The sequence below is a fragment of the Cereibacter sphaeroides 2.4.1 genome, from assembly GCF_000012905.2.
GTDB classification, from domain to species: domain Bacteria; phylum Pseudomonadota; class Alphaproteobacteria; order Rhodobacterales; family Rhodobacteraceae; genus Cereibacter_A; species Cereibacter_A sphaeroides.
Map to the genome: position 1 here is coordinate 702,673 of NC_007494.2, position 20,831 is coordinate 723,503.

At 70.0% G+C, this 20,831-nt stretch carries 15 protein-coding genes and 1 tRNA gene; 10 read left to right on the top strand and 6 right to left on the bottom strand.

What is annotated here, in order from left to right:
* Window positions 1–29 precede the first annotated feature (29 nt).
* Window positions 30–2,057 carry a hydantoinase/oxoprolinase family protein gene (locus RSP_RS18690; RefSeq protein WP_011339452.1) on the top strand — a complete coding sequence of 676 codons (2,028 nt, stop codon included), beginning with the start codon at window positions 30–32 and terminating at the stop codon, window positions 2,055–2,057.
* Between the two features lie 16 nt (window positions 2,058–2,073).
* Window positions 2,074–2,150, top strand: a tRNA-Met gene (locus RSP_RS18695).
* Here the strand turns inward: RSP_RS18695 and RSP_RS18700 are convergent.
* The 5 genes from RSP_RS18700 to RSP_RS18720 form a co-directional block, all read right to left on the bottom strand.
* Window positions 2,107–3,726 (bottom strand): recombinase family protein, encoded by a 1,620-nt coding sequence (locus RSP_RS18700; protein ID WP_011339453.1) that lies wholly within the window; start codon window positions 3,724–3,726, stop codon window positions 2,107–2,109. The genes RSP_RS18695 and RSP_RS18700 overlap by 44 nt on opposite strands.
* 153 nt (window positions 3,727–3,879) lie before the next feature.
* Window positions 3,880–5,700, bottom strand: coding sequence for a ParB/RepB/Spo0J family partition protein (locus RSP_RS18705; protein ID WP_011339454.1), 1,821 nt, complete (start codon window positions 5,698–5,700; stop codon window positions 3,880–3,882).
* A 123-nt stretch (window positions 5,701–5,823) separates the two neighbouring features.
* A complete protein-coding gene (locus RSP_RS18710; RefSeq protein WP_011339455.1) occupies window positions 5,824–6,219 on the bottom strand; it encodes a DUF2312 domain-containing protein in 396 nt (131 codons plus the stop codon).
* Entirely contained in the window at window positions 6,219–6,551 is a 333-nt protein-coding gene (locus RSP_RS18715) for a hypothetical protein (RefSeq protein WP_011339456.1), read from the bottom strand. Before RSP_RS18715 ends, RSP_RS18710 begins: the two co-directional genes overlap by 1 nt.
* Entirely contained in the window at window positions 6,548–6,745 is a 198-nt protein-coding gene (locus RSP_RS18720) for a hypothetical protein (protein WP_011339457.1), read from the bottom strand. Before RSP_RS18720 ends, RSP_RS18715 begins: the two co-directional genes overlap by 4 nt.
* 786 nt (window positions 6,746–7,531) lie before the next feature.
* Between RSP_RS18720 and RSP_RS18725 the strand changes: the two genes are divergently transcribed.
* The 8 genes from RSP_RS18725 (at window position 7,532) to RSP_RS18760 (ending at window position 20,166) form a co-directional block, all read left to right on the top strand.
* Window positions 7,532–7,777 carry a hypothetical protein gene (locus RSP_RS18725; RefSeq protein ID WP_017140399.1) on the top strand — a complete coding sequence of 82 codons (246 nt, stop codon included), beginning with the start codon at window positions 7,532–7,534 and terminating at the stop codon, window positions 7,775–7,777.
* Window positions 7,778–7,902: 125 nt separating this feature from the next.
* Window positions 7,903–8,115 (top strand): hypothetical protein, encoded by a 213-nt coding sequence (locus RSP_RS18730; protein WP_002719110.1) that lies wholly within the window; start codon window positions 7,903–7,905, stop codon window positions 8,113–8,115.
* Window positions 8,112–8,384, top strand: coding sequence for a hypothetical protein (locus RSP_RS18735; RefSeq protein ID WP_023004227.1), 273 nt, complete (start codon window positions 8,112–8,114; stop codon window positions 8,382–8,384). Before RSP_RS18730 ends, RSP_RS18735 begins: the two co-directional genes overlap by 4 nt.
* Window positions 8,381–8,932: a DUF1937 family protein gene (locus RSP_RS18740; RefSeq protein WP_023004229.1), complete on the top strand. Its 552-nt coding sequence runs from the start codon at window positions 8,381–8,383 to the stop codon at window positions 8,930–8,932. The genes RSP_RS18735 and RSP_RS18740 overlap by 4 nt, the downstream gene beginning before the upstream one ends.
* A 6-nt stretch (window positions 8,933–8,938) precedes the next feature.
* Entirely contained in the window at window positions 8,939–9,628 is a 690-nt protein-coding gene (locus tag RSP_RS18745) for a DUF1376 domain-containing protein (RefSeq protein WP_011339460.1), read from the top strand.
* 187 nt (window positions 9,629–9,815) lie between these two features.
* Entirely contained in the window at window positions 9,816–10,394 is a 579-nt protein-coding gene (locus RSP_RS18750) for a hypothetical protein (RefSeq protein ID WP_017140401.1), read from the top strand.
* Between the two features lie 205 nt (window positions 10,395–10,599).
* The gene (locus RSP_RS18755) at window positions 10,600–11,139 is read left to right on the top strand and encodes a hypothetical protein (protein WP_017140402.1); all 540 of its coding nucleotides are present in this window, start codon (window positions 10,600–10,602) and stop codon (window positions 11,137–11,139) included.
* Between the two features lie 717 nt (window positions 11,140–11,856).
* Window positions 11,857–20,166 (top strand): GH36-type glycosyl hydrolase domain-containing protein, encoded by an 8,310-nt coding sequence (locus tag RSP_RS18760; RefSeq protein ID WP_011339463.1) that lies wholly within the window; start codon window positions 11,857–11,859, stop codon window positions 20,164–20,166.
* Between the two features lie 116 nt (window positions 20,167–20,282).
* Here RSP_RS18760 and RSP_RS18765 read toward each other — a convergent pair whose 3' ends face one another.
* Window positions 20,283–20,633 (bottom strand): hypothetical protein, encoded by a 351-nt coding sequence (locus RSP_RS18765; protein ID WP_011339464.1) that lies wholly within the window; start codon window positions 20,631–20,633, stop codon window positions 20,283–20,285.
* Between the last annotated feature and the right edge of the window lie 198 nt (window positions 20,634–20,831).

The window sequence follows — 20,831 nt, forward strand, 5'->3', positions numbered from 1 at the left end:
AACCGGGACAGTTTGTCGCGGAGACTGCCATGACGCTTCTTCTCGGGGTCGATACCGGAGGCACCTACACCGATGCGGTGATCGTCGATCCCGAGGCGGAGCGCGTGGTGGGCTGGGCCAAGTCCCTGACCACGCGCGCGGATCTTGCACTCGGGATCGGCCGGGCCATCGATGCGGCCCTGGCCGAAGCGCAGGTCGCGCCGGAGGACGTGGGGCTCGTCTCGCTCTCGACCACGCTTGCCACCAACGCGCTGGTCGAGGGCCAGGGAGGGCGCGTCGCGCTGATCTTCATAGGCTTCGGTCCGGGCGATCTGGAGCGGGCGGGCCTGCCCGAGGCGCTGGCGGGCGATCCGGTGATCTCTCTGCCCGGCGGGCATCATCATTCGGGCGCCGAGGCAGCGCCCCTCGACCTCGCCCGGCTCGAGGCCGAAGTGGCGGCCGTCGCGCCGCAGGTCGCGGCCTTCGCCGTGGCCGCGAGCTTCGCCACCCGCAACCCCGCCCACGAGCTTGCCGCCCGGGCCGTCGTCCACCGCGTCGCAGGCTGCCCCGTCACCTGCTCGCACGAACTCTCGGCGCGTCTCGGCGGCCCGAAGCGCGCGGTAACCGCCGTGCTCAACGCACGGCTGATCGGCATGATCGGCCGTCTCATCGCCGCCTGCGAGCAGCATCTGACAGAGCGCCGGATGACGGCGCCCCTGATGGTGGTGCGGGGCGACGGGGCGCTGATTTCGGCCCGTCTGGCGCGCGAGCGCCCGATCGAGACCATCCTCTCCGGCCCTGCCGCGAGCCTCGTCGGCGCCCGGTGGCTGACCGGCGTGCGGGATGCGCTCGTCTCCGACATCGGCGGCACCACGACCGACGTGGCGGTGCTGCGCGACGGCCAGCCCGAGATCGACCCCGAGGGCGCGCTCGTCGGCGGCTTCCGCACCATGGTCGAGGCCGTCGCGATGCGCACGACCGGCCTCGGCGGCGACAGCGAGGTGCATCCGCCCGAAGGGCTCGAGGGGCTCTTCCGCCTCGGGCCGCGCCGGCTGATCCCGGTGTCGCTGCTGGCGGCCGATCATCCCGGGCCGGTCCATGCCGCACTCGACCGCGCCCTCCTTTCCGATGCGCCGGGCGAGCACGAGGGCCGCTTCCTGCTGCCGACGGGCCTGCCCGCCGCGGGCCTCACCGGACGCGAGGCGCAGTTGATGGAGCGTCTGCGCCCGGCCATGCCGCTCGCCGAGGCACTGCGCAGCCGGATGGATCTCGCGGCGCTCGAGCGGCTGATCGCGCGCGGGTTGGTGATAGTGGCGGGCGTGACGCCATCTGACGCGAACCATGTGCTGGGAAGGCTGGCCAGCTGGGATGCCGCGGCGGCCGAGAAGGCCCTCACCCTCATGGCGCGCCGCCGCACGGCACGGGGCGAGCGTCTGGCGCCCGATGCCCGCACGCTGGCCGAAGCGATCCTCGACCGGCTAACCGAGCGGACGGCCGAGTGCCTCCTCGAGGTGGCTCTGGCCGAGGACGGCTATGCCGATCCCGCCCTCCTCGTGAACCATCCGCTCCTCCGCGCGGGCCTCGCCCGTCGGCCCGGGGCGCTCGCGCTCTCGGCCCGCCTCGCCCTGCCGGTGGTGGGCCTCGGCGCCTCGGCCCGCTCCTTCTACGCCGGGGTGGGCGAACGGCTCGGCTGCACCACGATCCTGCCCGAACAGGGCGGGGTCGCCAATGCGATCGGCGCCGTGGCGGGCCTCGTCTCGCAGCGGCTGAGCCTGCAGGTCACGAGCCCCGGCGAAGGCCGCTACATCGTCCATTTCCCCGACGGCCCCGAGAGCCTGCCCGACCCGGAAGCCGCGCTCGCCGCCGCCGAGGCGCATCTTGCCACCCGGGTGGCGCGCCTTGCGGCCGAGGCCGGCGCGGCGGATCCCCGCGTCGCCCTCACCCGCGCCGTCCGCGAGGCGACGGTGGAGGGCCGGCCCCTCTTCGTCGAGGCCACCGTGACTGCAACCGCCACCGGCCGCCCCCGGATCGCCCGCGACCCGGTTTTTGCGCTTGACGCTTCCCGGCACATCCCATAGTGCAGCGTCCACCGACGGCGAGGTAGCTCAGCTGGTTAGAGCACACGACTCATAATCGTGGGGTCGGGGGTTCAAGTCCCCCCCTCGCCACCATCGGACCCCCCACAATCTGTTGGCCGATCCCGAGCAGCCGCTCCATGTTGCCACGGACCTCGACCAGGACGTCGCCGGCCTCATCCTTGGGATGGACGGTGATCTCGGTGATGATCCGGCGCAGGGCCTCGACCGAGGTCGCGTCGAACGTGCCGTCGCCCCGCTGCAGCGCGGCCGAAAGATCGGCGATGGCGCGGGTATAGGCGGCCGTCGCCTGCGGGTGCAGCTCCACCACATTATCCTCGCTCGATGCGATCTCGAGCTCGCTCCGCGCGATCTCTGCGGCCTGCTTGGCCTGCAGCACCTGGGCGTCGGCTTCCTCGCCCTCGATCAGTCCGCGCGCCATCATGTCCACCAGCCGCATGTAGCGGGCCCGGCTGTCCGCCGCGGCCCGTTCCAGCCGTGCCCGGTCGCGGCGCGCCGTCTCCGTCAGGCGCCGGCGCTCCTCGGCATACACCCGGACGAACTCCTTCAGATAGTCCGGGCGGTCGAGTTGCGCCCGAAGGCGAAGGAAGATCGCCTCCTCGATCTTCTCGAGCCGATAGCGCGCCTTGTTCTCGCAGCTTCCGCTCTCGTTCGCCGTGCTGCACCGGATCCGGATGGCCTCGCCGCAACGGTCGTGGATGCTCATGCCGCCTCCGCAGCAGGCGCAGCGGATCAGGCCTGAGAAAGGCCGGGGCGGTGCCTTGGTGATCTTGCCCGTCCGCACCGCCTCCGCCTGCTGCGCGTGGCGCCGGACAGCGGCCTCGAAGAGCGGCCGGGGCACGATGCGCAGATGCTCGGCCTCGACCTCCTGCCGGGCATCCAGCGGATTCTCGCGGTTCACGCGCCGCCCGGTGTCCGGATCCCGCACCATGGTGACGCGGTTCCAGACCAAACGGCCGTCATACATCGGGTTGCGCAGGATGCCGTAGCCACGCTGCGGGTTGCCGTTCAGCGTCGAGGCATTCCACTTCGGCCCGCGCGGGGCGGCGATCCCCCGCGCGTTCAGCTCGCCCGCAATGGTCCGCGGGCTCTTCCCCTCCACATAGGCCGCGAAGATCTCCCGGATGATCTCGGCCTCGTGCGCCACGATCTCGCGCTTTCCCGGCTCGCCCGGGACGCCGCGATAGCCGTAGGTCTGCCCGCCGGCGTGGCGACCGTCGCGGATCACGCCGGCGAGACCCCGGCGCGTCTTGGCTTTCAGCGCCTCGAGGAACATCGTCCCCATGAGCCCCCGCAGGCCCACCGACACCGAATCCGCCACGCCCTCATGCACTGTCAGGATGTCGATCCGGGCGAAGCTCAGCCGCTTGTGGATGTGCGCCAGATCCTCCTGATCGCGGCTCAGCCGGTCGAGCGCCTCCACGATCACGACGTCGAACTGGCGGGCCCGCGCCTGCTCCATCATGCGCGCGAGCCCGTCGCGACCGAAGATGCTCGCCGAGGTCTTCGCACGGTCGTCATAGGTCGCGACGACGGTCAGCCCGCTCCGCGCGGCATGCTCGCGGCAGAGCGCCACCTGATCGTCAATCGATCGTCCGTCCTGGAGCTCCGTCGAGTAGCGGGCGTAGATTGCGGCGCGCCTGCCGTGCATCCTGATTCTCTCTCCTGTCCCTCTGCATGATGCCGCGCGGCGTAGCTGCGGGCCAAGGTGCGCACGAAATCGAGCACCGGATCCTCGTGGCGAAACGGGGCGCTCATCGGCCCGCCCTCGCCCGCCGCATGGCTGCGGCCTTGTCTGGACCGCTCATTCCTCGCCCTCCGGCCAGCCGAGCTCGGCCGGCACCCACGCGTCGATCTTCGCGCAGTCCTCGCGGCTGAGGCCAAGGGCCTCGCGGGTGTCGGGATCGGCGAAGAGCGCCTCGAGGCGCTTCGCCTTCTCCCCCTTCTTCAGCTTGTTGAAGCTCTGATGAGCTGGCTCCGCCTCGGCCGCCGGCACGAGCTCATTCCAGAGCCGGTCGAGATAGCCCGCGCTGCAGCGGCCGAGAAATCCCTGGGCGGTGGGCGTCCAGATCCGGCGCACCTCGACCCCGAGCTGGCGCGCGAGCGCGGCCGAGAGGCCGGAGCTGCCGGTGCAGAAAGTCCGCGCGAGGGCCTCGGTCAGGATCTGGTTGCGGTGTTTCTTCCCCTGCGCCCGGAAGGCCTCGAACTCGGCCGGGGTGCCGTCGGGGCCGAGGCTCGCATTCGGCTCGAGCCGTGCCGCCAGCCGCGGCGGGTAGCTGGTGCCTTCGCCCTTCTCCGGCACGATGGGCTGGTCGGTGGGTGAGATCGCGAGCGGGCGCGCCCAGGGCCTGAGGCCGCCGCCGAGGGACCAGGCGAGAAGGTCGAGCATGAGCTCGGACTGGTCCATCAGCCGCGCCTGCAGCGCCCCGAGCCGGATCCGATGCAGGTCCTCGATCAGCGACTGCGGCAGGTCGGGTGCCAGCTCGGCCGCGCCGCGCGGAACCGCCCGCGGCTGCTGATAGGCCCGCTCGACCGAGAGCCCGTCCCGGCTGCTGCAATAGACGAAGATCCCGGCCGAGGCGCGCTGCGCGTCGGTGAAGCCCCCCTCGCGCCGGGCCTCGAGCTCGGCCAGCCGCGCGCGGCCGGGCTCGTCGAGGGTGTCGTCGGCCTCGCGCTCCTCGAGCGCCGCGAGCTCCGCTTCCTCTCCGTCCGAGAGCTTCCCCGGCCGGGCGTAGAGACGCACCAGCTTCTGCGTGACGGTCCAGGAGACATATTCCTCCGGCACCCATGTCGCCCATTCCCAGCCCTCTTCCGCGCGGATCCGCTCGGCCTCGGCCGCGCCCTTCTCGGCGAAGAGCCGGTCGAGGAGCGCCTCGTCCTCCAGCAGCGTCCGGTCGGCGAAGAGATCGCGCTGAGAGGTTCCACCGGCGGCGAGATAAGCCTCGAGCCCCACGAAGACCGCCCGCCGGTCGGTCGAGGGCACGGTGCCGGGTGTGAGCTCGCGCCGCACCTGCTCGGGCCGCACGTCGCGCCCCCGCACCGATCCCAGCACCTCAAGGCAGCGCTCGCCGCTCGGCGCCAGCGTCAGCGCCTTCGCCATCTCGAGCGAGATCTCGTTCGCGCGGAGCGCCGCCAGAGCCTCGGCCGGCAGGTCCGCGAGCTTCAGCCGCCGCTCGACATGAGCCTCGGAGCGGGCAAAGCTGCGCGCGATCCGCGACAGGCTCGCGCCCCGCTCGCGCATCGCGGCATAGGCGCGGACCTCGTCGGCCGGGTGCAGCGCCGAGCGCGCGCTGTTCTCGGTGCCGGCCCAGGCCACCGCTTCCTGCAGGTCGGCCGTCACCTTCACCGGCACCGGATCTATCGGAATGAGATCCTCATGCCGGCTCCAGCCCTCGGCCGCGAGGCGCTGCAGCGCGCGGAGCCGGGTGCCGCCGCCGACGATCTCGACGCCCGTGGGTGTCAGATGGCCGATCAGGTTCTGCAGCAGCCCCGCCACGGCGAGGCTCTCGGCCATGGCCTCGACCTCCTCGGCCGCGATCTCCTGACGGCTGTTGAGCGGCGAGAGCCGGAGCTCGGCGAGCGGGATGAGGCGCAGATCGCCTCGGGAGATGAAGTCCTTAGCCATGCGGGATGCCCTTCATGCAATTCTTCTCCGGCGCGCCGGAGCGCGGGACAGGGCCCTGCGCGCGCGAGGCGCCGGGCGGAGTGAACGGAAGCTGCGCGGATCGCCCGCCGCGCCGGGGGTGGGTCAGGCCATGCCGAGCGCGGCCTTGTAGAGCTCGAGGAGCGTCTCCTCCTCGGCGATGTCGTCGGGGGTCCGCTTGCGGAGCGCCACGATCATCCTGAGGATCTTCGGCGCATAGCCCCTGCCCTTCGCCTCGGCCATCAGCTCCTTCTGCTGACCGCCGATCTCCTTCTTCTCGGCCTCGAGCTGCTCGTAGCGCTCGATGAACTGGCGGAGCTCGTCGGCCGCGACCTGATAGGCGGCCTCGGCCACGGCGCGGTCGGCCGGGGTCTCCTTCATCGGCGGCTTGCGGATCCGGCCGCTGTCGATGGCCGCGGCCATGCGGTCGAGATCGGCCGCGTTGAGGCTCTCGACCGGGACGGGCCCGGTGCGCGGCGCGGGCTGCGGGGCGGCCTCCATCACATGCCCCGCATGGCGCTGGCCTGCTGGCGCATGGTCTTGGCCACGTCGGTGACGTGCGCCCACAGGACCGTCGCGACAAACAGGAAGCCCAGGAGCGCGAGCGCGCCCACAAGGAAGCCGGTCAGGTTCGACCCGAGCGGGCTCGGCCTGCTCGTCCGGAAGGCCGGCCGCGGCCGTGCCCGGGCCAGCGCGCGTCCGGAGGCCACGGCGAAAGCATGATCGGCCAGCGCGCGGCGCGCGAGATCGCGGCTGGCGCCGTCCGGCGCATGCTCCGCGCGATGGCGCACGGCATTCAGATCGCGGGGCGTGAGGGGCAGGATCCGGCTCATGCTCCAAGCGCCTCCCGCGCCTGGCCGAGGATGGCGGCGAGTTCGGCGCTGGTCTCGTCGTCGGTGGCGTCGAGCTGCGGGAGCCCCGCCTCGGCCGCGGCGAGCAACCGACGCAGCTGGGGCTCGGTCAGGTCGAGAAGGGCGAAACGGGCAACCGGCGCCGAGGCCGGGTAGCGGATGGCGGTGGCGGGCATGATGTGCTCCCATCTGAGGGTGGACGGAGCATACCGGGGACAAATATCCCCGTCAACGGGCGTCAGGGATATTTGTCCCCGCCAAATCGTCCGCCTTGATTCGAGGGCACCAGACGCCCGCGCCCAATGCGACGACAGGTGCGCCACAAAGGCTCTCGAGGAGGCCGCCGCCGAGGGCCGGCCAGCGCCCCCGGCGGCTCTCAATACCTGACCCAAACATGCTGCAGGCCGCCCGTTTGCGCACGAAGGTTCTTCTTGCTACGCCCCGACCCTGTGAAAGCTCACGCTGTCCACAGCCAAAATGTCGCAGCCGGGACGGAGAGCGGTTGACGATCTGGCCTCGCAAGGCCAGCGTGAACGAACTGTGAACTAGAGGCGGCTATGAAAATTGACGAGGTGCGACGAGAACTTGAAAGAATCACGGCTCTTCCGCCTGGCCCCGAGCGGCTCGCCCTCGTGCTGCGTCTCGCAGGATCTGGCGCTCCGCATCTGATAGCTGACTGTATAGACTGGCAACGTCGGATCGGACTTTCGCCAGATCGTCATTGATGAACTCGTCCAAGGTGTAGCCGAATGCGTGAGCAACCTTAACGGCGTCATCAACATTCGTGGACAGGGACCTTCCTTGGTTCAGCTTCTTGAGTTGGTCTGCCGAAACCCCTGCAGCGTCCGCTACACGATTGATGGACCATCCGGTCCGTTGCAGCGCCTCGATGAAGGCTTCTCGAAAGGTCCTCGTCATTCCCAGCACGGTAGCGGAAGCTCCAGCTGCCGTTTAGGAGATAAATGTCCCTTGACATGATGGGGATAAAAGTCCCCTATCGCGCCATGTCGAACGCTGACCTCCTCTCTGAGATCGAGAATTATGCAGCCGCGCGCGGGATAGCGCCGGCGACGGTCACGAGCCGCGCAGTTGGCAATAGCCGTCTCTACGGTCGTTTGAAGGCCGGCGGCAGTTGCACGATCCGCATCGCGGACGAGCTCCGCCGGTTCATGACCCAGTCGATAGCAAACAAGCAGGGAGCGGCGTGATGTATCCCGCTGCCCCCCTCGCCCTTCATCAAATCGCTTCGTCATCGAAAACCTCTGGTCGGGTTCAGGATGGAGCAACCATGTCAGGAAAGTCCCCCGGAAAGTCTTCCGCCAAGCGGGAGGCGATGACCTATCGCGCCTTCTTCGCGGCGCGCTGGTCGCGCTTCGTGCGCGAGAACTTCGACAGTCCCGAGCATGCGGCCATGACCTTCGGTGTCGACGGATCGACGGCGCGCAAATGGTGGGACGGCAGTCATTCCCCCAGCGGGTTCGTCGTCGGCCTCGCCTACCAGAACTTCCCCGCAGAGGCGGCGACAACCCTACAGGCACAGGAATGATCACGATCATGCGCAAGGTCCTCGTGGCCGAAATCACCGCAGCCATCCACCTCGGTGCGGTGGCGGACTTCTGGGCAGCTCATGCCCGGAAGCGCCTTGGAAAACTTTCCCAACACTTTCCGCAGGACCCCTCTTGCGACGAGGCGGGCGAAACCTACCGACAGGACAGCGCTCCCCGTCCTTATCGAATGCCCTCCGGCTGGTGGCTCGTCCCCTCCGTCCTCGCGGGATCTGCGATCCTCGCCACGGCTCTCGGGAGCCTTCTGTGACCGCCGCCGCGCCCTTGCCTGTACAGGACGCGGCCACTTCGCCGGGGGCTGCGGCCTCCGGCGCTTTTCGATCGAACGGATGGGCCGCGCTGCGGCGCCATCCCGCGGGCCGGGCGGATCTCTTGCGCTGGGATGCCGACCCGGCACTCGTCGCCCGGCATGCGCGGTGGGGGCGGCCGGTCTATCTGGCGACCCCTTACACGCTCCGCGCCATCGGCCCGGACGGCCGCTGGTCGCGGGATCAGTCCGAGGCGACCATGGCCGAGGCGGCGCGCGAGGTCGCGCGGCTCCTCGAGGTGGGCGTCACGGCGATCTCGCCCGTCGTCCTCTCGGCCGCCGCGCTCCACGCCACCATGTTCCCCCGGCTCCGGATCGACCCGTTCGCTCCCGTGCTCTGGGAGGACTGGTGCCGCCCCATCCTTTCCGTCTGCGCCGCCGTCGTGGTCCCCGAGATCCGCGGCTGGACGCAATCCACCGGCATCCGGCATGAGGTCGCATCCGCCCTCACAGCCCAGGTGCCCGTCTTCATCTATGGAGGCCTGCCATGACGAAGCGTGACCGCTTCCGACGCGCCGCGGGAGGTGCCCGTGCCGCATGACCGACTGACCGAGACCGAGCCCGCGACCGAGATCGTCGGCGACTTCTGGGAATATCCGCTGGCCTTCGGCGACACGCTCTCGAGCCACGAATGGGTGCCCCTTCACATCAACCGCCTCCTCACCTCCCGTTTCGTCGCCAGGGCACTCGCCGAGAACCGGCGCGCCGACATCGGCACGGCGCTCCTCCTCTGGTGCGAAGCCTTCCGGCAGGACCCGGCCGGGACGCTGCCCGACGACGATCTCGAGCTCGCCCGGCTTGCGGGCTATGGCGCCGATCTCGAGAGCTGGCGCGCGGCGCGAGAGGGCGCGCTCTACGGCTGGCGCGAGACGCATATCTCGAACCAGGAGGAGGCGCCCAGCAACCGGCGGCTCGGCCATGTGATGATCGCGGGCATCGCCCGCGACATGCACCGCCGGAAGCGCGGGCGGGATCAGGCGCGGCGGGAAGGCTCGAAGGCCGTGGCCCGGTCGCGGGTGAAGAAGAAGCTCATCGAGATCAAATGCGGCCGCGCGGCCGAGAGCCCGGACGTGGTGATAGCCATCGCCGACTGGCTCGGCGAGCGGGATCTCTACATCACGACGGACAATGTGCGGGCCGCCTTCGAGGCCACGCGCGGCGGGCCCAAGCTCGTGCAGGTCCAGTGAGTTACAGCTGTAATCGACTGCAATCCTTACAGTCATTTACAGCAATTTTCAGGGCCGGAACTGTAATTGCCCCACAGGACAGGACAGGACCGGACCCCACAAAACAGAACCTGACAAAACATCCCTTCTGCAGGGGTGAGAAGATCGGGCGGTGGCGAGACGGCAGGCGTGGCTGGCTGAGAAAGGGATGGCCATGACGAAGGCAGAGGAGCGGGCGCGGGTGAAGGCGCTGGTGGTGGACCGGCTGGAGCAGGCCGGGATGGTGAGGCGGCGCGGCACGGCGGCCGCTGCGCACGAGGCGGCGATGGCGCGGCTCTGCGAGCAGCTGGGCTACATGGGGGCGGAGAACCTCATGACGCTCGCCGAGGTGCTGATCGACAGCGCGGCGGACGGGGTCTGGCCCTCCGAGGTGCTGATCCGGCAGTTCGCGCGGGCCATCGAGGAGCCGCCGCCGGCGGAGCGGAGGCTGGTGTCGAGCTGGCTCGCCTCGGTCGAGGGGTCGAAGGCCGAGGCCGGCGGGCATCTGGTCGAGCTCTACCGCTGGCTCCTGAAGCATCCCCGCCCGCCGCTCGCGATGGATCTGCGCGAGATCCGCGATCAGGCGCAGGACAATGCCCGGCGCTGCGAGCTGATCCGCGACCGGATCGACCGGGAGACGGCGAGCCGCGAGGATCGCGACTGGCTCGAGCTCTATCTCCGCGACCGGGCGCAGGCCCGCGCACTGGTCGATGCCGGCCGCGCCCGCAAGGAAGGGGCGGCGGCATGATCGGGCGCGCGGTGCGGGCGATGCCGCCGGGTGAGCGGCCACAACTGGCAGATCAGAACGGGACGATGCGGGAGCCGGACACAGTCCGCCCGGATCGGAGCGCGGTGCAGAGGGAGACGGCGGCATGATCGGCAGCGCGGTGGACATGCGGCGGGCCGAGCCGGTGCGGCAACACCAAGAGCAACAACAAGGAAAGGCGTACCGCATGAAGGGCGCGAAGGGCCGGAAGGCCATGAAGGCGAAGCTGGTGAGCCTGAAGCTCGCGCCGTGGGATCTGGGGCCGCTGACGCCCGCGCAGATCGCGGGCAAGCGGATCGAGGAGGCGGCCGAGGTCGACCCGAAGACCGGCAAGAAGAGCAACCCGAACCGGGTGATCCGCACGCGGCGGGAGACCTGGGTCGACCGCTACCATCGGCAGGGCAAGCTCTCGGTCGAGCAGGCGAACATCGCGGCCGAACTCTTCGAGGCGGCCTCGGGCATGCTCTCGCGCGATCCGCTGGCCGCCATGGTGAAGGTGGACACCAGCGGCACCTATGACCCCGAGGCCGAGCGGATGGATCGGCGGCGCAAGTTCTTCCGCATGTGGGAGGAGATCCCGAGCTTCGCGCAGCCGGTGGTCAAGCATGTCGTGCTCGACGACCAGTCGCTCCGCAGCATGCCCGGGCGGCTCAACGGCCGGCACGAGGCCCGCCAGCTCGACCGCCTCCAGCGCGGCCTCGACGCGCTCCGCGAGGCCTGGAGCTGACATCCACCTGAGGCGGCCCGGACTGCCCCCGTCGATCGCGAGCGCCCGGCGAGCTCCCGGCTCTCCGGGCGCTTCGCCCTCGAGCCCTTCCGAGACGGGCGCCGCAGCCGTCCCCCACCGGGGGGTATCGAAAAATCGGAGGGAGGTCCCGTGTCACCGGCGCTCGAACCTTCCTTTTCACGCGCGGCGAATTGGGAAAAAAAGCCCACGTTATCCGCTCACGAACGCTGACCCAGATTAGTGCGTCACGATCTTCTTGCGCGCAGGATGAGGGAGCCGCTCTCCACTCGCCGCCCGCCCGCGGGTGAGGATACCCGTGTCTTCCCGCCGTCTTGCCAAGCATCGTCCACCTGCAGAGGCCGGAAAGTCTGCGCGTTGTACGGAAGGACATCGGACCATTACGGCCGCCTCTTCGGCCGACCCACATGCCCCCCGCAGATCCGATCACGGCAGGTGCTGGGGCGATCGCAGCACAGGGCCGAAACGCGGGCATCATGGCGGGTGGGTTCTCCTTGTAACCGGCGAGATAGGAAAAGCGATGGACTGGAGTCAGATCGAACGAAAATGGGGTGAGATGGCGCGACGCGTGCAGCCCGGATCCGGCCTCGCATCCAACGATACGGCCCCCGAGGCTACGGACGCCGCGCAGCAGACGGGCGATGTCGGCACTCCTCCGGCGCAGACCGAGGGCACTACCGCCATGCGGCCAATCCGGGCGTGAGCTTCCCCACGAATATCGCCGCCGGGTTCAAGGCGCTCCTGCGGCCACCGCTGTCCTGGGGCAGGGCGGCGCAGGCGCCGTGGCACGACCCCTCGCCGATCCGCGAGGAGCTGTTCGGCCCGGAGCGACTGGAGGATCATGCGACGAGTCTTGCGCGCATTCAAACGATTGCGCTTCGGCCACGACGGGTTCTGGCGCTGAACCGGCGGCTGAAGGACAATGCTGCCGCCCTGCTGGCGGCCTATCGCTCTAACGGTGCCGCCCTGATCCGGCACCAGCCGGTGTCGCCGGCGGCCCAGTGGCTGCTGGACAACTACCACCTTGTCGAGAAGCAGCTGGTCCAGATCGCGCTGGATCTGCCGGAGGGCTACTACCGACAGTTGCCGAAGCTGGCGGAAGGTCCCTTTGCCGGCTATCCGCGCGTACTGGAACTGGCCTGGGCCTATGTCGCCCATACCGACAGCCTCGTTGCCGGCCCCATGCTGGGCCGCTTCGTGCAAGCCTATCAGCAGGTCCAGCCGCTGATGATCGGCGAGCTTTGGGCGGTAGCGATCACGCTGCGGATCGTGTTGATCGAGAACATGCGCCGGTTGGCCGTGCAGATCGGCGAGGCGCATGACCTGAGGTTGGCGGCAGACGCGCTGGTGGACGGAGGCAGGGAGGTGAGGCTCCCGAACGGTGAGTTGCCCGAGATCCTGGCCGCGCAGATTGCCAAGCGGCTGCGCGGTTGCGATCCCGGCGACACCCCGCTGCTGGGCTGGCTCGAGGATCGGCTGCATCGTCAGGGCACTGATCTGGAAGATGTGGTGGAGCGAGCGCAGGCGCGGCAGGGCGCCTCGAACGTAACGATGCGCAACATCGTCACCAGCATGCGCACGCTCTCGGAGATCGACTGGGCCGTGTTCTTCGAGGAGATGAGCCGGGTGGATGCGCGGCTCGGCGCGGCCTCGGATTTCGCTGCGATGGACTTCGCGACGCGCGACAGGTATCGCGCGGCGATCGAGACACTGGCCCGCGGATCCGCCGCGAGCGAGCTGGAGGTGACCGAGGCCGCACTGGCGCAGGCCGCCCAGGGCAGAACCCCGCGCCAACGCGAACCGGGCCACGCACTGATCGGCTCGGGCCGGGCCGCGCTCGAAACCCGAATCGGCTACCGCCCGCCGCTGTCTCGTCGGCTGTTCCGGGAGATCGGGCGGGTCGGGCTCGCGGGTTACGGCGGCACCATCGCGGTGTCCTCGGCTGCCGTGCTGGCCGGCGCGGGCTGGGCATCGGCCACTGCAGGCGCCCCCGTTGCGGTGCTTCTGCCGCTGGGGCTTCTGGCGCTGATGCCCGCGACCGAAGCTGCGACCGCGCTGGTCAATCTGGTCGTCACCCGCAGCGTGTCGCCCGCGCCGTTGCCGGGGCTCGATCTGGCGGGGGGCGTGCCGGAGACTCTGCGCACGCTCGTCGCGGTGCCGGTGCTGCTGACGGGGCCGCAGGATCTGGCCGAACATCTGGAGCGGCTCGAGGTGCATCACCTCTCGAGCGTCGGCGGAGCGGTGCATTATGCGCTGGTTTCGGACGGGCCGGACGCCGCGACCGAGACCACCCCGGCCGATGCGGCGCTGATCGTGCAGGCGGAGGCCGGGATCGCGCGGCTGAACGCGGCGCATCCCTCCGAGCGGGGCGACCGCTTTCTGCTGCTGCACCGCCGTCGGCACTGGAACGCGTCGGAAGGCTGCTGGATGGGGTGGGAGCGCAAGCGCGGCAAGCTCGTGGAGTTGAACCGGCTGCTGCGCGGGGCGACCGACACGAGCTTTCTCGCCTGCGCCGTGCCGCGGGACGTGCAGTTCGTGCTGACGCTCGATGCAGACACGCGCTTGCCGCGCGATGCGGTGCGGCGGCTGATCGGCAAGCTGGCCCATCCGCTGAACCGGCCCCATCTGGATGCGGCCCGCCAGCGCGTTACGGAAGGCTACGGCATCCTGCAGCCGCGCGTCACGCCCGCTCTTCCCGTCGGGAAGGACGGTTCGGCCTTTCAGCGCATCATCTCGAGCCCCGGCGGCATCGAGCCCTATGCGGCGGCGATTTCGGACGTCTATCAGGACCTGTTCGGCGAAGGCTCCTTCACCGGCAAGGGCATCTACAATGTCGACGCCTTCGCGGCAGCCCTGCACGGACGGGTGCCGGAAAATGCAATGCTGAGCCACGACCTTTACGAAGGGATCTTCGCCCGCGCGGCGCTGGTCTCGGACGTGGAGCTGGTCGAGGAGTTCCCGGCCCGCCACGATGTCGCAGCCCGCCGCCAGCATCGCTGGGTGCGCGGCGACTGGCAGCTCTTGCCGTGGGTGTTCGGGGCGAGGCGGCACGGGCTGACATCGCTGGGGCGCTGGAAGATCGTCGACAATCTGCGCCGGTCGCTGGTCGCGCCTTCAGCCGTGGCGGCGCTGGCGGCGGGCTGGCTGCTGCCCCTGCCGCAGGCGGCGCTGACCACGCTCCTGATCCTGGCCATGCTGTCGCTGGGCCACCTCTTGTCGCTGCCCTTCGCCATCCTGCCAGGGCGCGCGGGCATCACCTCGCGCAGCCATTTCGCGGCGCTGGCCGGCGACACCGCCGCCGCGCTCCGCCAGATCGGGTTGGAGATTGCGCTGCTGCCCGAAACCGGCTGGCGGATGCTCGATGCCATCGGTCGCACGGTCTGGCGGATGGGGGTCAGCCGACGGCATCTGCTGGAATGGGTGACGGCGGCGCAATCGGCCGGCGGCGGCAGGCCCGGTCCTGCGGCCAGCTACCGCGGCATGGCGGGCGGTGTGGGCCTCGGTCTCGGCGCCTGTGGCGTCGTGCTGGCGAACCCGCCGGTCTGGCCGCTGGTCCTGCCCTTCGCCCTGCTGTGGCTGGGGGCGCCCGCTCTGGCATGGCGGCTCAGCCAGCCAGGAACCGCCGCACCTGCCATCGTGTCGCCCCGCGACGCGCGCGAGCTGCGCCTGATCGCCCGCCGCACATGGCGTTATTTCGAGACCTTCGTCACCGAGGCCAGCCACCATCTGCCGCCCGACAACTTTCAGGAGATGCCCCGGCCAGTCGTGGCACAGCGCACCTCGCCCACCAACATCGGCCTTTACCTTCTCTCAACGGTGGTCGCCCGCGACATGGGCTGGATCGGTCAGGGCGAGACGCTGCGCCGGCTCGAGGAGACGATGGCGACCATGCAGCGGATGCGGCGCTTCCGCGGACATTTCTTCAACTGGTATGACACCGCCGATCTGCGGGTGTTGCCCCCGGCCTATGTTTCCTCGGTCGACAGCGGCAATCTCGCCGGGCACCTGCTGGCCGTCGCGCAGTCCTGCCGGGACTGGCAGGCGCCGGTGCCCCGGGATGTTCTGCACGCCGGCCTTGCCGATGCGCTGGCGCTGGCGCGCGAGGACGGGGAAGGCCCGACCGAGCTTCTGGCGCGGATGCAGGCGGCGCGCCCCGACGCGCTCGAGGCGCTGATCGAGGTGGCCATGGACGGCCCGTCCCCCGGCTGGCTGGTGGCACTGCGTGGCCGTCTGGCCGATCATCGCGCTGACACGGGCACGGACTTCGCCCCAAGGCTTCAGGCGCTCGAGACGCAGGCGCACCGGATGGCGCTCGCGATGGACTTCGCCTTCCTGCTCGATCCCGAGAAGAAGCTCCTTTCGATCGGCTTTTCCTCGGAGACCAACAGCCTCGACGCCAATTGCTACGACCTCCTCGCCTCGGAGGCGCGGCTGGCGAGCCTCTTCGCCATCGCCAAGGGCGATGTCCCGACCCGGCACTGGTTCCGGCTGGGGCGCAGCGCCACACCGGTCCGGGCGGGAGCGGCGCTGATTTCCTGGTCGGGCAGCATGTTCGAATATCTGATGCCGTCGCTGGTGATGCGCGCGCCGCGGGGCTCGCTGCTCGAACAGACCAACCGGCTGATCGTGACGCGCCAGCAGGATCATGGCCGGGCCCTGGGCATCCCGTGGGGGGTCTCGGAATCCTCCTTCAACGCCCGCGATCTGGAGATGACCTATCAATACTCGAACTTTGGCGTGCCGGGTCTGGGCCTGAAGCGCGGGCTGGGCGCGGACCGGGTGATCGCGCCCTATGCCACGGGGCTGGCCGCGATGGTGGATCCGGCCGCGGCGGTGCGCAACTTTCGGGCCCTTCGCGCCCTCGGGGCAGAGGGTCGCCACGGCTTCTACGAGGCGGTGGATTTCACCACGAGCCGCCTGCCCGAGGGCGAGAGCGCTGCCGTGGTCCGGAGCTTCATGGCGCATCATCAGGGCATGACCATCGCCGGCATCGCCAATATCGTGCAGGACGGCCTCCTGCGCCGCCGCTTTCATGCCGACCCTCTGGTGCAGGCGGTGGACCTGCTGCTGCAGGAGCGCGTGCCGCGCGATGTGAACGCCGCCCATCCGCACGCCGAGGAGATGCCGGTGGCCGCCGCTGCGCCCGACGCGCCTCCGACCGTCCGGCGGATCGATGCTCCCGAGGTCGAGGCGCCCACTGCACACCTTCTGTCGAACGGCCGCTATGGCGTGATGCTGACGTCCACCGGCGCGGGCTTCAGCCAGTGGCGCGACATGGCCGTGACCCGCTGGCGCCCTGATGCCACCCGCGATGCGCTCGGAACCTTCCTCTTCGCGAGCGACGTGGCGTCAGGGGCGCTCTGGTCGGCCGGGGTTCAACCGGTGCCGGGCCCAGGCCGCCGCTCCGCCGTTTTCAGTGAGCATCAGGCCGCCTTTACGCACCGGCAGGGCACGCTCCTGACCACGGCCGAGGTCGTCGTCTCGGCCGAGGACGATGCCGAGGCGCGGCGGGTCACACTGGGCAATACCGGGCGTCAGCTGCGCGAGATCGATCTGACCTCCTATGCCGAGCTGGTGCTGGCGCCCGCCGCCGCGGATCTGGCCCATCCCGCCTTCTCCAAGCTCTTCGTGGTGACCGACCATCTGCCGGAGCTTGGGGTCATCGTTGCCACCCGCCGCCGTCGCTCACCGGGCGAGCCCGAGGTCTGGGCAGCCCACATGGCCGTGGTGGAAGGGACCGAGAGCGCACCTGCCCAGATCGAGACGGACCGGGCGCGCTTCATCGGGCGCGGCCGGTCGCTGGCCGATCCGGCGATGGCGCAGGCGCCGCTGTCCGGCACCACCGGCACCGTGCTGGATCCGATCTTCGCAATCCGACGCCGTGTTCTGGTGCCGGGCGGAGGCATGGCGCGCGTGACCTTCTGGACCATGGTTGCCGAGAGCGCGGAGAGGCTGCTCGACATGGTGGACCGCCACCGCGATCCGTCGGCCTTCGAGCGCGCGACGACGCTGGCCTGGACCAAGTCGCAGGTGCAGCTGCGCCATCTCGACGTGAGCGGCGCCGAGGCGGCCGATTTCCAGCGGCTCGCCGGGTTCGTCCTGCGCAGCGACGGCCGGCTGCGCCCCTCGCGGGCGCGGATCGCGGCCGGGGCAGGGCCGCAGTCGGGCCTCTGGCCGCAAGGCATCTCGGGCGACCTGCCCATCGTGCTCCTGCAGATCGAGGATCTCGAGGACCTGGACAAGGTGGCCCAGCTGCTCGCCGCGCACGAATACTGGCGCGCCCGGCAGTTTCCGGTCGATCTGGTGATCCTGAACGACCGGGCCGCGAGTTATGTGCAGGACCTTCAGGGCGCGATCGAGACGGCCGTGCGCTCGTCGCAATCGCGGCCGCGAACGGACGCGGGCGTGGTGGAAGGACGTGGCGGCGTCTTTGCGCTGCGCGCCGACCGGATGACGGCCGAGGCGCGGGCGCTGGTCCTGTCGGTGGCGCGGGTGGTGCTGGTGGCGCGGCGCGGGAACATCGGGCAGCAGATGGAGACCCTCTCCGCGGCCTTGGCGCCGCATCGGCCTGCGGCTTCGATGCCGCCGCAACCCGATCCCGCCCCCGCGCCAGAGGCGCTGGAATTCTTCAACGGCACCGGCGGCTTTGCCGAGGACGGCCGCGAATATGTCACCGTGCTGCGCGAGGGCGCCACGACGCCAGCGCCCTGGCTGAACGTGATCGCCAACCCCTCCTTCGGCTTTCAGGTCTCTGCCGAGGGCAGTGGCCACAGCTGGGCCGAGAACAGCCGCGAGAACCAGCTCACGCCCTGGAACAACGACCCGGTCTGCGATCCTCCGGGCGAGGCGATCTATCTCTGCGATCGGGATACGGGCGCGGTCTGGACCCCGACCGCCCTCCCGATCCGTGGACGGGGCACCTATATCGCCCGGCACGGCTTTGGCTACAGTCGCTTTTCGCACAGCGCAGGCGGCATCGAGGCCACGATGGGGCAGTTCGTTCCCATGGCAGATCCGGTGAAGATCACACGACTGCGCCTGACCAACCGGTCGGACCGGGTGCGCCGGCTGTCGGTCACGGCCTATGCAGAATGGGTGCTGGGGCCGCAGCGCGGGGCGACCGCCCCGTACCTGCTCACCGAGATCGCGGACGGAAGCCTGTTTGCCCGCAACCCCTGGAGCCCGGCCTTCCCCGACCGGATGGCCTTTGCCGACATCGGACCCGAACCCTCGGGCTGGACCTGCGACCGGGCCTCCTTCCTTGGCCGGGGCGGCAGCCTTGCCGCGCCTGCGGGCCTTGCCCATCCGCTCTCGGCGCGGAGCGGCGCCGGACTCGATCCCTGTGCGGCGCTGCAACGCGACCTGACCCTCGGGATCGGCGAAAGGGTCGAGGTGGTGATCCTCCTGGGCCAGACCGCAAGCTCCGAGGCTGCCCGGGCGCTGATCGCGAAGGTTCGCGCTGCCGATCTCGATGCGCTGGAGCGAGAGGTCGCGCGGCACTGGGAGGGCCTGCTGACCGCGGTGCGGGTCTCGACCCCCGACCGGGCGATGGACATCCTGCTCAACGGCTGGCTTCTCTATCAGACCCTAGCCTGCCGCATTTGGGCGCGGGCGGGATTCTATCAGGCCAGCGGGGCCTATGGCTTCCGCGACCAGTTGCAGGATGGCATGGCGCTGACCTTCTCGCGGCCGGACATGACACGCGCGCACCTCCTGCGCGCGGCCGCCCGCCAGTTTTCCGAGGGCGACGTGCAGCACTGGTGGCTGCCGCACTCGGGCCAAGGGGTGCGGACGCGCATTTCCGACGACCGCGTGTGGCTGGGTTATGGCGTGGCGCACTATGTCGCCGTCAGCGGCGACGAGGCCGTGCTGGACGAGGAGGTGCCGTTCCTCGAAGGGCCGCAGGTCGATCCCGGCGCGCACGATGCCTTCTTCCAGCCGCAGGTGTCGGTGGCGACGGCGAGCCTCTTCGACCATTGCGCCCGGGGGCTCGATCAGGCCATCGCGCTGACCGGCGCGAATGGAATGCCGCTGATCGGCACCGGCGACTGGAACGACGGGATGAACCGGGTGGGCGAAGGTGGAAGCGGCACCAGCGTCTGGCTGGGATGGCTCCTGATCGCGACGCTCGACCGGATGGCTCCGCTGGCCGAGGCGCGCGATCCCGCCCGCGCGGCCCGGTGGCGCGCCCACGCCGAAAGCCTGCGGCAGGCGATCGAGGCCACCGGCTGGGACGGCGCATGGTATCGGCGCGGCACCTTCGACGATGGCACGGTCCTCGGCTCAGCCGCCTCCGACGAATGCCGGATCGACAGCATCGCGCAATCCTGGGCGGTGCTCTCGGGCGGGGCCGACCCGGACCGCGCGGCGCAGGCGATGGCGTCGCTCGAGATGCATCTGATCAGACCCGATCCCGGCCTCGCGCTCCTCTTCACCCCGCCCTTCGACTGCACGCCCCTCGATCCCGGCTATATCAAGGGTTACCCGCCCGGCCTGCGTGAGAATGGCGGGCAATACAGCCACGCAGCGATGTGGGCGATCCTCGCCCATGCGACGCTTGGTGACGGCGACCGTGCGCAGGCGCTCTTCGCGCTGCTGAACCCGATCAACCATGCTCTGACCCCGGCCGAGGCCGGGCGCTACAAGGTCGAGCCCTATGTCGTGGCTGCCGATGTCTATTCCACCCCGCCGCACGAGGGACGCGGCGGCTGGACCTGGTATACCGGTTCTGCGGGCTGGATGTATCGGGCCGGCATCGAGGGCATACTCGGGCTGAGCCGGTCCGGAGACAGGCTGTTGCTCGCGCCATGCCTGCCGAAGCACTGGCCGCGGATCGAGGCCACGGTCACCCATGGCGCCTCGCGCTACCGGATCCGGGTGGAGAATCGCGGCGCCACCGGGCGGATCCTCGGCGCGACGCTCGACGGCCGCCCGCTCGAGATCCTCGGACAGGCGGTCTGCCTGCCGCTGTCTCCGGGGGACCGGGAAGCAAAGATCGAGTTGGGTTAGCCTGGTCGGGATGTGCCGTCAGTTGCCACGGTCAAGACGGTCATGCTGCGCAAGGCGTGCGTACGCGCGCAACCGCCGCCAGCATCCCGACCGACGCGCCGCCCTGCGCGCCACGCTCATCGGTGGACGGCCGTCTGCTGATGCGCCAGCCGGCGCCATGTGCCCGCATCGTTCAGCCAGGTCGAGGCGCAGAGCGCCTCGTGTATCGCGACATCCGGCTTTTCCGCCAGCACCCGATAGGCCAGCACGGCGACATTCCCCTGCCGGGCGATGGTCCGGTCGCTCATCTCCACCGCGCGCCAGCCGGAATTCACCGACGGGTGCGACAACAGTCCGTCGCCCTGCAGGATGCCGTCAGGATAGGGCAGTATCATGATCGCCCCCGAGGCCATGGCGGTGCGGGCGCTGTCACGACCGCTGGTCCAAAGGTTCTCCTCAAGGCGCCAGAGGGTGTCATCGTGAGTCACGGGCAGGTACCTCCTTCAGACATGTCCTGGTGTCGGATCCGGATCTGCCTTCCGCACCACATCATTTTAAGCAGCGGCGCCAACTGCGTTGGCGTGCCGAGACCAACGATGCCGGAGATTGCTCGTCAGCCGCCGTTTCATGTCGTCGCGCTGCGACAGGCGTTTGAACCCGGCGTCAAAGCGCGCGGCGTGGCCAGC

What these genes read in the sequence shown, in the direction of transcription:
- RSP_RS18725 (WP_017140399.1), top strand. Translation starts at nt 7,532, where the DNA reads ATGTCCCTTGACATGATGGGGATAAAAGTCCCCTATCGCGCCATGTCG.
- RSP_RS18755 (WP_017140402.1), top strand. Translation starts at nt 10,600, where the DNA reads ATGAAGGGCGCGAAGGGCCGGAAGGCCATGAAGGCGAAGCTGGTGAGC.
- RSP_RS18690 (WP_011339452.1), top strand. Translation starts at nt 30, where the DNA reads ATGACGCTTCTTCTCGGGGTCGATACCGGAGGCACCTACACCGATGCG.
- RSP_RS18705 (WP_011339454.1), bottom strand. Translation starts at nt 5,700, where the DNA reads ATGGCTAAGGACTTCATCTCCCGAGGCGATCTGCGCCTCATCCCGCTC.
- RSP_RS18710 (WP_011339455.1), bottom strand. Translation starts at nt 6,219, where the DNA reads ATGGAGGCCGCCCCGCAGCCCGCGCCGCGCACCGGGCCCGTCCCGGTC.
- RSP_RS18735 (WP_023004227.1), top strand. Translation starts at nt 8,112, where the DNA reads ATGATCACGATCATGCGCAAGGTCCTCGTGGCCGAAATCACCGCAGCC.
- RSP_RS18720 (WP_011339457.1), bottom strand. Translation starts at nt 6,745, where the DNA reads ATGCCCGCCACCGCCATCCGCTACCCGGCCTCGGCGCCGGTTGCCCGT.
- RSP_RS18750 (WP_017140401.1), top strand. Translation starts at nt 9,816, where the DNA reads ATGGCCATGACGAAGGCAGAGGAGCGGGCGCGGGTGAAGGCGCTGGTG.
- RSP_RS18700 (WP_011339453.1), bottom strand. Translation starts at nt 3,726, where the DNA reads ATGCACGGCAGGCGCGCCGCAATCTACGCCCGCTACTCGACGGAGCTC.
- RSP_RS18715 (WP_011339456.1), bottom strand. Translation starts at nt 6,551, where the DNA reads ATGAGCCGGATCCTGCCCCTCACGCCCCGCGATCTGAATGCCGTGCGC.
- RSP_RS18730 (WP_002719110.1), top strand. Translation starts at nt 7,903, where the DNA reads ATGACCTATCGCGCCTTCTTCGCGGCGCGCTGGTCGCGCTTCGTGCGC.